The sequence below is a fragment of the Plantactinospora sp. B24E8 genome (genome assembly GCF_039871735.1).
Taxonomy (GTDB): Bacteria; Actinomycetota; Actinomycetes; order Mycobacteriales; family Micromonosporaceae; genus Plantactinospora.
The window spans coordinates 1-9,288 of sequence record NZ_JBDPMH010000063.1; the positions used below are offsets into that span (position 1 = coordinate 1).

The 9,288-nt window shown below is 71.9% G+C and carries 9 protein-coding genes; 2 read left to right on the top strand and 7 right to left on the bottom strand.

Annotation, left to right across the window (positions count from 1 at the left end; translation table 11 throughout):
* Positions 1-79: 79 nt before the first annotated feature.
* From ABGB21_RS36570 to ABGB21_RS36590, 5 genes are read right to left on the bottom strand one after another with little or no spacing between them, the layout of a single operon-like run.
* Positions 80-829 (bottom strand): ABC transporter ATP-binding protein, encoded by a 750-nt coding sequence (locus ABGB21_RS36570; protein WP_347656689.1) that lies wholly within the window; start codon positions 827-829, stop codon positions 80-82.
* Positions 819-1,574, bottom strand: coding sequence for an ABC transporter ATP-binding protein (locus ABGB21_RS36575; protein ID WP_347656691.1), 756 nt, complete (start codon positions 1,572-1,574; stop codon positions 819-821). Before ABGB21_RS36575 ends, ABGB21_RS36570 begins: the two co-directional genes overlap by 11 nt.
* 5 nt (positions 1,575-1,579) lie before the next feature.
* Positions 1,580-2,839 carry a branched-chain amino acid ABC transporter permease gene (locus ABGB21_RS36580; RefSeq protein WP_347656693.1) on the bottom strand — a complete coding sequence of 420 codons (1,260 nt, stop codon included), beginning with the start codon at positions 2,837-2,839 and terminating at the stop codon, positions 1,580-1,582.
* Positions 2,823-3,710, bottom strand: a complete 888-nt coding sequence (locus ABGB21_RS36585) for a branched-chain amino acid ABC transporter permease (protein WP_347656695.1) — start codon at positions 3,708-3,710, stop codon at positions 2,823-2,825. Before ABGB21_RS36585 ends, ABGB21_RS36580 begins: the two co-directional genes overlap by 17 nt.
* 8 nt (positions 3,711-3,718) lie before the next feature.
* Positions 3,719-4,930 carry an amino acid ABC transporter substrate-binding protein gene (locus ABGB21_RS36590; RefSeq protein ID WP_347681721.1) on the bottom strand — a complete coding sequence of 404 codons (1,212 nt, stop codon included), beginning with the start codon at positions 4,928-4,930 and terminating at the stop codon, positions 3,719-3,721.
* Positions 4,931-5,066: 136 nt separating this feature from the next.
* Between ABGB21_RS36590 and ABGB21_RS36595 the strand changes: the two genes are divergently transcribed.
* Complete coding sequence (locus ABGB21_RS36595) at positions 5,067-6,101, top strand: LacI family DNA-binding transcriptional regulator (protein ID WP_347681723.1); 1,035 nt, start codon at positions 5,067-5,069, stop codon at positions 6,099-6,101.
* A 6-nt stretch (positions 6,102-6,107) separates the two neighbouring features.
* Here ABGB21_RS36595 and ABGB21_RS36600 read toward each other — a convergent pair whose 3' ends face one another.
* On the bottom strand, positions 6,108-6,644 hold the full coding sequence (locus ABGB21_RS36600) for a hypothetical protein (RefSeq protein WP_347656701.1): 537 nt from the start codon (positions 6,642-6,644) through the stop codon (positions 6,108-6,110).
* A gap of 112 nt (positions 6,645-6,756) precedes the next feature.
* On the bottom strand, positions 6,757-7,743 hold the full coding sequence (locus ABGB21_RS36605; protein ID WP_347656703.1) for a LacI family DNA-binding transcriptional regulator: 987 nt from the start codon (positions 7,741-7,743) through the stop codon (positions 6,757-6,759).
* Between the two features lie 192 nt (positions 7,744-7,935).
* Here ABGB21_RS36605 and ABGB21_RS36610 point away from each other — a divergent pair, with 192 nt between their 5' ends.
* Entirely contained in the window at positions 7,936-9,210 is a 1,275-nt protein-coding gene (locus ABGB21_RS36610; protein ID WP_347656705.1) for an MFS transporter, read from the top strand.
* Positions 9,211-9,288 lie beyond the last annotated feature (78 nt).

Below are 9,288 nucleotides of genomic sequence, written 5' to 3' on the forward strand. Positions count from 1 at the left end.
AACTTTGGCTTTGTGCGCATGGTGCCTGGGTGGTGGGGCCGAGGGTGGTGGCCGGGGCGCCCCGGCCACCACCGTCGGGTCAGCGGTTCGCCGGTGGGCGGGCCTCGGCGGGTCGGCCGCCGAGGTAGAGCTCACCGAGTTGCGGATCGGCCAGCAGTTGCGGCGCCGGCCCGGAGATGTGCACCCGGCCGAGGTCGAGCACACAGCCGAGGTCGGCGGTTTCCAGCGCCCGTCGGGCGTTCTGTTCGACCAGCAGGACGGCGGTGCCCGCGTCGCGCATCCGGACGACCTGCTCGAAGACGGTGCTGGTGGCCTTCGGGTCGAGTCCCATCGACGGCTCGTCGAGCAGGACGACCTTCGGGTTGACCATCAGCGACCGGGCGAACTCGACCTGCTTCTGCTGGCCGCCGGAGAGCAGCCCGGCCAGGGACCGCCACCGGTCGGCGACGACCGGGAAGAGTTCCTTGACGAACTCGACCCGTTGGGCGATGACCGACCTGTCCCGCAGCGTGTAGCCGCCGAGGAGGACGTTCTCGGCGACCGTCATCTCCTGGAACACGCTGTGTCCCTGGAGCACGTGGGCCACCCCGGCGGCGAGCATCCGCTGTGGCCCCTGGCCGGTGACGTCGACCCCGCCGACCAGGATCCGGCCGGACCGGGGCTTCAACAGGCCGCTCGCCACCTTGAGCACCGTCGACTTGCCGGCGCCGTTCGGGCCGACGAGGCAGACGATGGTGCCGGACTCCACCGAGACGGAGAGCCCACGCAGCACCGGCGCGGCCCGACCGTAGCCGGCCTGGATGTCGACGAGTTCGATCTCAGACGCCAAGGTAGGCCCCCAGCACCCGCTCGTCCGACCGGATCACCGACGGTGGCCCCTCGGCGATCGGCCGGCCCCGGTCGAAGACCACGATGTGGTCGCTGATGCTCATCACCAGGTCCATGTTGTGCTCGACGATCACGAAGGTCCTCCCCTCCGCGTTGAGGTCCCGCACCAGTGACCCGATGCGGTCGAGCAGTGCGGGGTTGACCCCGCCGGCGGGCTCGTCCAGCAGCACCGTCTCCGGGTCGCTCATCAGCACGCCGGCCAACTCCAGCAGCTTCTGCTGCCCCCAGGACATGTTCCGGGCCTCGACCTCGGCCAGGTGTTCGATGCCGAGCCGGGTCAGCCAGCTCCTCGCCCGGTCCACGTCGGCCCGGCGGTGTGCGCCGCGCAGCTTCGCGACGAGGCCGCCGGGACGGGCCGCGACGAGGACGTTGTCCAGCGCCGTCATCCGGGGGAAGACCCGGCAGAGCTGGAAGGTACGACCGAGGCCGGCCCGGGCGACCACGTGCGGGGCCCGACCGGTGAGGTCTCGCCCCTGGTAGCTGATCCGGCCACTGTCCGGCCGGATCATGCCGGTGACGCAGTTGAAGAAGGTCGTCTTGCCGGAACCGTTCGGCCCGATCAGCGCGTTGACCCGGCCGGGTCGGAAGGTCACGCTCGCCGCGTCCAGGGCACGTACGCCGCCGAACGCCTTGGTCAGCTCGGTCGTCTCCAGACTCCGGTCCGATCCCGGGCTCCGCTCACCCATCCCGCTCACCTCGCCTCCCGTCCGGTCCGACCGGCCGGCTTCCCGTCCGCCGCCGGCCCGGTCGCAGCCGCCGGCCCGGTCGCTGCCTGCGACCCGCTGTCCTCCTGCGGTCCGCTGTCCACCGCCGGCGACCCGACCGCAGCGCCGCCGGTCCGCTGGGCGCGCAGTTCGGCGGCGGTGACCTCCCGGATCGACGCCTGGGTCGGCCGGAGGAACCGGTTGAACAGGGCGCCGAGCGCCGGCAGGACACCGTCCGGCATGAAGAGCACCACCAGGGCGAGCAGCACACCGGTGGCGACCAGGTGCAGCTGGGTATCGCCGAACTCGACCTTGAAGTACTCGAGCGCGATGCCGACCACCAGCGCGCCGACCAGTGGGCCGAACAGCTGGCGTACGCCGCCGAGCAGCGCCATCAGGACCAGGTAGGAGCCGGTCAGGATGGAGAACTGGAAGACCGGGTCGAGGTCGCCGAACCAGAGCGCGTAGAGCCCGCCGGCCAGTCCGGTGAAGCCTGCCGAGATGACGAAGACGACCAGCTTGTAGCCGAAGGTCGGGGTGCCGAGCGCCTCCGCCTTGTCCTCGTCCTCCCGGATCGCCTTCAGACCGAGGCCGAACCGGGACCTGTCGATCAGCCACCAGACCAGCAGGGCCACCCCGAGCAGGCCGGCGAAGAGGTAGAAGAAGGCCCTGTGGTGTTCGGGCCGGAGCAGCCCCGGGAACGGTCGCGGCACGACCAGCCCCCGTGACCCGCCGGTGAACGACGCCCAGCTCTGGAAGACCAGGAGCAGGATCAACACCAGCGCGATCGACACGATGACAAACGAGGCGCCCCGGACCCGCAGGGCGGCGTACCCGATCGGGACCGCGAGCGCCGCGACCAGCAGGCCGGCGGCGGCGAGCGCGACGAAGCTCGGCAGCCCCGCCTTCACCACGAACAGTCCGGTGGCGTAGCCGCCGAGTCCGGCGAGCGCGCCGTGGCCGAGCGAGATGTAACCGGTGAAGCCGCCGACGAAGTTCCACGAGGTGGCGAGCACCGCGTAGTTCAGCACCACGACGCCGGCGGAGAGGATGTACGGGTTCGGGGCCAGGGACGGGAAGACCAGCACCGCGACGACGAGGGCCAGGATCGCCACGCCGTACAGCAGCCGGCCGAGCCGGCGACGGGCCGGACCGGTCGCGGCCGGGTCGGCCGGGACAGGCGTCGTGGCCGACGTCGCCGGGCCGGTGGTCGGCGCCGGGGTCAGGGAATCAGAAACGTTGGGCAAGCCGACCTCCGAAGAATCCCTGCGGCCGGAACGCCAGCGTCGCGAAGAGCGCGATGTAGAAGACGGTCTGCGCCCAGGTGGTCCCCATCGGGATCTGCAACAGGCTCTGCAGCAGGCCGAGCAGCATGGCGGCGGCCGCCGCCCCCGGTACGCTGCCCAGCCCGCCGACCACGATGATCGCCATCAGTGGGCCGATCCAGTGCCAGTGCAGCGACGGGTAGATGGTGGTGTCCAGCGCCAGCGCCGTGCCGCCGACCGCCGCGGTGGCCAGCCCGAGACCGAACCCGAAGCCGGCGACCCGGTCGGTGTCGATCCCGACCAGCCGGGCCGCGTCCCGGTGCTGGATGGTGGCCCGCAGCGCCCAGCCGAAGGTGGTCTTCTTCATCAGCAGGTAGAGCGTCAGCAACGCCACTCCGGCCAGCCCGAACGCGATCAGCTTCACCACCGCGATCCGGGCGCCGAACAGGCCGAAGCTCGCCGAACCGTAACCGAGCTGGATCCGCCGCTGGGTGCCGGTGAAGACGTACCCGAGCAGGCCCTCGACCAGCAGCGCGATCGCGAAGGTGAGCAGCACCGACATCATGGTGAGGGTGGCCGGCCGCAGCCGGGCGAGCAGCAGCCGCTGCAGTCCGACCCCGATGCCGAAGAAGAGCGGCACCGTGACGATCATCGACAACAGCGGGTCGACCCCGAGCCGGGTGTGTGACCACCAGGCGAGGTAGGCGGCGAGGATGAGGAACGCCGAGTGGGCGATCATCACCACCCGCATGATGCCGAAGTAGAGCGTCAGGCCCGCTGCCAGGAGGGCGTAGAGCCCACCCAACAGCAGCCCCAGGACGACGCTCTGCAGGAGCAGTCCCCCGGACGGCATCCGCTACCTCACCAGGCCGGCTTCGGATAGACGAACTCGACTTCCTTGGCGTCGGCCGGCAGCACGATCTGGATCTGCCCACCGACCCACTGCTGGATCATGTGCGCGCCCTGCGGTTTGCCGGTCGCGTCCCAGCGCAGCGGGCCGACCACGGTGTCGACCTTGTTGCCGTGCAGCCAGTCGACCAGCTTCTTCTGGCACTCGCCCTGCTCGGCGCAGCCGACCGCGGCGACGGCCGCGGCGACCACCTGCCCGGTGGTGTACGCGTTCGCCTCGTCCTCCTCCGGCGGCGTGCCGAACTGGGCGGTGTACTTCTCCACGAACTCGACGTTGCTCGGGTACGGCGCCTTCTGGGTGTAGCCGGTGGGCGAGAGGATCCCCTCGGTCTTGTTGCCGATCGCCGCCGCGAACTCGGGGTTCGTCGGGGCGGTCGAGAAGGCCGCGAGTTTCGGCTGGTAGTTGAGCTGCTGCAGGGCGACGATGAGGTTCACCCCGTCCTGGTACTGCGAGCCGCCCACCACCAGGTCCGCCTTCGAGGCCGCAATCTTGGCGGCGATGCTGCCGAAGTCGGTCGTGTTCGGCGGATAGACCTCGTCGACCACGGTCCGTACGCCGCCGGCCTCCAGCTTCGCCTTCAGTCCGTACGCGGTGCCCTGGGCGAACGGGTCGTCCATGGCGGCGTACGCGGCGGTTTTCGGCCGCTGGTCGGCCGGCAGTGCCAGCAGGTGTGCGGCGAGGTGGTTGTAGTGGTCGTCGGCGACCGCCGGGGCCGCGTAGAACAGGTTCTTGAAGCCCTGCTCGAAGACCTCCTTCGCCGCGCCGGCCGGCTCGACGAAGAGCATGCCGTACTCCTCGGCCACCCGGGCCGCCGGCACGACGAGGCGGGTCGAGAACGGACCCACCACGATGTCCACGTTGTCCTTGCCGATCAACTGTTCGTAGTCGGCGACGACCCGGTCCGCGTTGGACTGGTCGTCGAGGATCTTCAACTCGATCTGACGGCCGAGCAGGCCACCCTTGTCATTGGTGATCTTCGCCCAGGCCTCGTAGCCACGTTGCACGCCCTTGCCGGGCTCGGAGAAGTCACCGGTCAGCGGAAGCGAGATCCCGACGACGATCGGGTCGTCGTCGGAGCCCGACCCGCCGCCGTCACCACTGCAGCCTGCCAGCGCGAGTGCTACCGCCGCGCCGAAAGCCGTTGCCCATCGTGTGCGTGTCACTCGGGATGTCATCCCAGGACGCTCCTTTGCACCAGGACGAAAGCGCTTACGAAAGCGCTTACGTACCCTAAGCTGTGGTCTGCGTCACGGGCAATGGTTACAACGGCTGTGTTTGATATTTCTGGGGAGTTAACAGATGCCCAAGCCCGGCCCGAGGTTGCGCCTGGTCGACGTCGCCGAACGCGCCGGGGTCTCCCTGGCCACCGCGTCCCGCGCCCTGGCCGGCCGGGACGGGGTGAGCGCCGAGGTCGCCGACCGCGTCCGGCAGGTCTCCCGGGAACTCGGCTACGTCGCCAACCCGTACGCCCGCACCCTGGCCGGCGGAGCCAGCTCGACCGTCGGACTCGTCGTGCACCAGATCGACGACCCGTACTTCTCGGAGATCGCCGGCGGGGTCATCCAGGTCGCCGGCGAGCAGGGCCTGCTGGTACAGATCTGCCACTCCGGCCGGAACCCGGAACACGAACTGCGCCAGCTGCGACACCTGATCGCCCAGCGGGTCGGCATCATCCTGATCGCCGGCTCCGGCTACGCCGACCCCGGCGTCGAGGCCGAGGCGAAGCGGGAACTGGCGGCCTTCCAGGACCTCGGCGGGCGGGTCGCCGCGATCGGCCGGCACTTCCTCGGCGTCGACGCCGTCCTCCCGGACAACGAGGCCGGTGGGCGGGCGCTCGGCGAACACCTGCTCGGGCTGGGACACACCCGGATCGCGGTCGCCGCCGCCACCGGTGGACTCACCACCGTGCTCGACCGGCTGTCCGGAGTGGACGCGGCGCTGCGGGCCCACGGCCGGTCCCTCGACGAACTGCCGATCGTGCACGCCGACTTCACCCGGGACGGCGGTCGGATCGCCGCCGAGCGGATCCTCCGGGACCACCCCGGGACCACCGCGATCCTCGCGCTGAACGACTCGATGGCGATCGGCGTCCTCGCCACCCTGCGGGCGCACCGGATCGTCGTACCCGAACGGATGTCGGTGGTCGGCTTCAACGACGTCTCGGTCGCGGCGGACCTCGCGCCCAGCCTCACCACCGTACGACTGCCGATGACCGACATGGGACGGATGGCCCTCGACCTGGCCCTCAAGCCCCGGTCCCGGCGGGCCCGGCGCCGCTCCACCGGACACACCCTGGTGATCCGCGACTCGACCGGGCCGGCACCCGCCCGCTGACCGGGGTCAGCCGACACCGGCCGGCTCGGCGACCCCGCCACCCGCCGTCCGCTGCCCCGTCCCGCGTTCCAGACGACGGATCGACCGGTGCGCGAACAGCAGCGGGATGATGCCGAAGACCCCGAACGAGATGTCGATGAGCTGCCACCACCAGGGGATTCCGCGCACCGGACCAGCGATCAGCGCGAGCGGGACGACCGCCGCGCAGGCGATCATGCCGAACTGCACCACCCAGACGTTACGGACCGGGTCACGCAGCGGCCCCCAGAAGGCTACCGCGATGACCAGGTGGGCGAAGGCCAGCCAATCCGTGCCGTACGCGATGAACGGATAACGGCGGTTGGTCTCGACGATGCCCTCGTGCACCCGGTCGAGCCAGTCGACCAGGACGGGCAGGTGCTCGGGCGCCGGCGACCAGTCGGCGTGCAGCATCCGGACCAGGATCCGGACCTCCGCCTCCAGCGGAAACGCGGTCACCCCGCTGAGGACGAGACCGGTGATGAAGACAATCAGCCAGAACCGGACACGGGTGAGTGTGGACACCGAGGTAGGGTATTCCGCCCCGGGGCCCCTGTGGATCATGTGGGACAGCCGCTCACCGGACCTTCACCGGATCCGCCCGGCTCCGCCACGAACCTGGTGCCCCGGCCGAGACTCAGGCACTGTCCCGGCGGACCAGGGTGGAGGGAAAAAGCGTGCTCGGCGGCACCCAGGACTGCTCGAGGACCGCGCCGACCGCCGACGTGACGATCCGCTCGACCGGATGGGTCGCGGTGGTCAGCGCGGGAGCGCTGAGTTCGGCGTACGCGATGTCGTCGAACCCGGCGACCGCGACGTCCCCCGGCACCTGGTAGCCGGCGTTCCGCAGCGTGGCCAGCGCGCCGAAGGCGGTCGCGTCGTTGATCCCGAAGACCGCGTCGGTGTCCGGCCACCGGTCCAGCACCGTCCGGGTCGCCCGCCGTCCGGTGGCGGCGGAGAAGTCACCGGGGACCAGCCGAACGGGCAGCCCGGCCGACCGCATCAGATTCCGGTACGCCTCGACGGGTCGACGGGCGCACGGCATCCAGAGCGGCCCGGTCACCATCGCGATCCGGCGTCGTCCGGTGGCGTAGAGGTGCTCGAGCACGGCCGCCGCCCCGCCACCGTTGTCGACGTCGAACGAGGGCACCCCCCGGGCTCCGATGCCGATCGAGGCCACCCGGCCCCGGAACGTCGACGGCACCGCGTCCAGCGCCGCCTCGGTGGTGTTGATCAGCACCACAGCCCGGACGGTCCGGTCGTCGAGGATCCGGTCCAGCCGGGGTGCGTGCCGGGGCAGCCACTCCAGGGAGACCCCGACCTCGTACGCCGTACCGGCCGACGCCGCCGCAGCGACCGCCCGGTGCACGTACGGGTCGTCGAGCACCCGGGGCGACGTACCGACGACCCCGAGGACGAGCCGGAAACCCGATCGGCTCACCAGTGACCTGGCCGCCTGGTCCGGCCGGTAGCCGAGCGACTGGACCGCCGAACGGACCCGGTCCCGGGCCGCCGCCGACGCCGGCCCGGAGCCCGAGATGACCCGGGACGCCGTCGACCGGGACACCCCGGCCACCCTCGCGACGTCCTCGAGCCGTGCCTGTCCGTCCGGTCGCGTCCGCATCCCGATCCCCCCCTGCTCCTGCCGGCCCCGGTGCGCGTCGGGCGGCGGAGACGGCCCGGACCGGGGTTCCCGTCAGCGTACGCTTGTTATGAGAGCGCTCCCAGGGGTGACATTTCGGTACGCGCTCGTCACACACGCCGCTCGTCACGCTGCCGTCCGGCGCTGCCGCCCAACGCTGCCGAAGGAGTCCCCATGCCCCCGGCCCCCGCGGCCCCGACCACTCCCGCACGGTCCGCCCCACCGCGGCGGGTGGTCGCCGCCCGCAACGGGGTGGCGGTCGTCTTCGCGCTCAACGGATTCGCCGTCGCCTCCTGGTTCGCCCGCATCCCCGCCGCCCGCGAGGCGCTCGGGCTCAGCCCTGGCCGGCTCGGGCTGCTGCTGCTCGCGCTCTCGGCCGGCGCGTTCCTGGCGATGCTGACCGCCGGGGCGGTGGTGCACCGGGTCGGCTCGCCCCGGACCACCGCCGGAGCCACCGGCCTGGTCGCGGCCGGACTGGTCATGCTCGGCGTCGGGGTCGGCGCCTGGCCGTCCGTACCGTTGACCGCGCTCGGGCTCGCCACCCTCGGCTACGGTTCGGGTCTCGCCGACGTCGCGATGAACGTCGAGGCCGCGCTGGTGGAACGCCGGCTGCACCGGACCGTGATGCCCCGGTTCCACGCCGCCTGGAGTCTCGGCACCGTCTCCGGCGCCGTGCTCGGCGCCGGCGGTGCCCACATCGGACTTCCGCTGCCCGTCCACCTGAGCCTGGTCGCCGGCATCGTGCTCGCCGGCACCCTGGCCGGCGTCCGGCACTTCCTCACCGCCACCCCCGCGTCGGCCGCCGGCGAGGAGCAGACCGCCGGCCCGGCACCCGCCACCGGCGAGGAGCGGACCGGCAGCGCCGAACCGGCAGCCGGCAGCGGTGTGCTGCGGGCCTGGCGGGAGCCGCGCACCCTGCTCATCGGCCTGCTGGTCCTGGTGATGGCCTTCACCGAGGGCACCGCGATGGACTGGATCGCGGTCGCCTTCATCGACGGCCACGGGTTCGACGAGGCGACCGGCGCGGCGGTCTTCGGGGTCTTCGTCGCCGCGATGACCATCGGTCGCACGGTGGGGACCGTGGCGATCGACCGGTGGGGGCGGGTCCCGGTCCTGCTCGGCACGATCGGGGTGGCGCTGCTCGGGGTGCTGGTCGCGGTCCTGGTACCGACCGGACCGGTGGCGCTGGCCGGCGTCGCGCTCTGGGGACTCGGCGCCTCGCTCGGCTTCCCGGTCGGGATGAGCGCGGCGGCCGACGAGGAGCATCGGGCACCGGCCCGGGTCAGTGTGGTCGCGACGATCGGCTACACCGCGTTCCTCGCCGGCCCGCCGCTGGTCGGGCTGCTCGGCGACCAGGTCGGGACGCTGCGGGCACTGCTCGTCGTACCGGTCCTGCTGATCCCGGCCCTGGCCCTGGTGCCGGCGACCCGGCCACCGGTCGAGCGGTGAACCCGGCGCCGGGCCGGCCGGGGAACCATCGGGGGTGTGGCGGGGGGGGGGGGTTCCGCCCCCCCCCCCCCGGGGCAC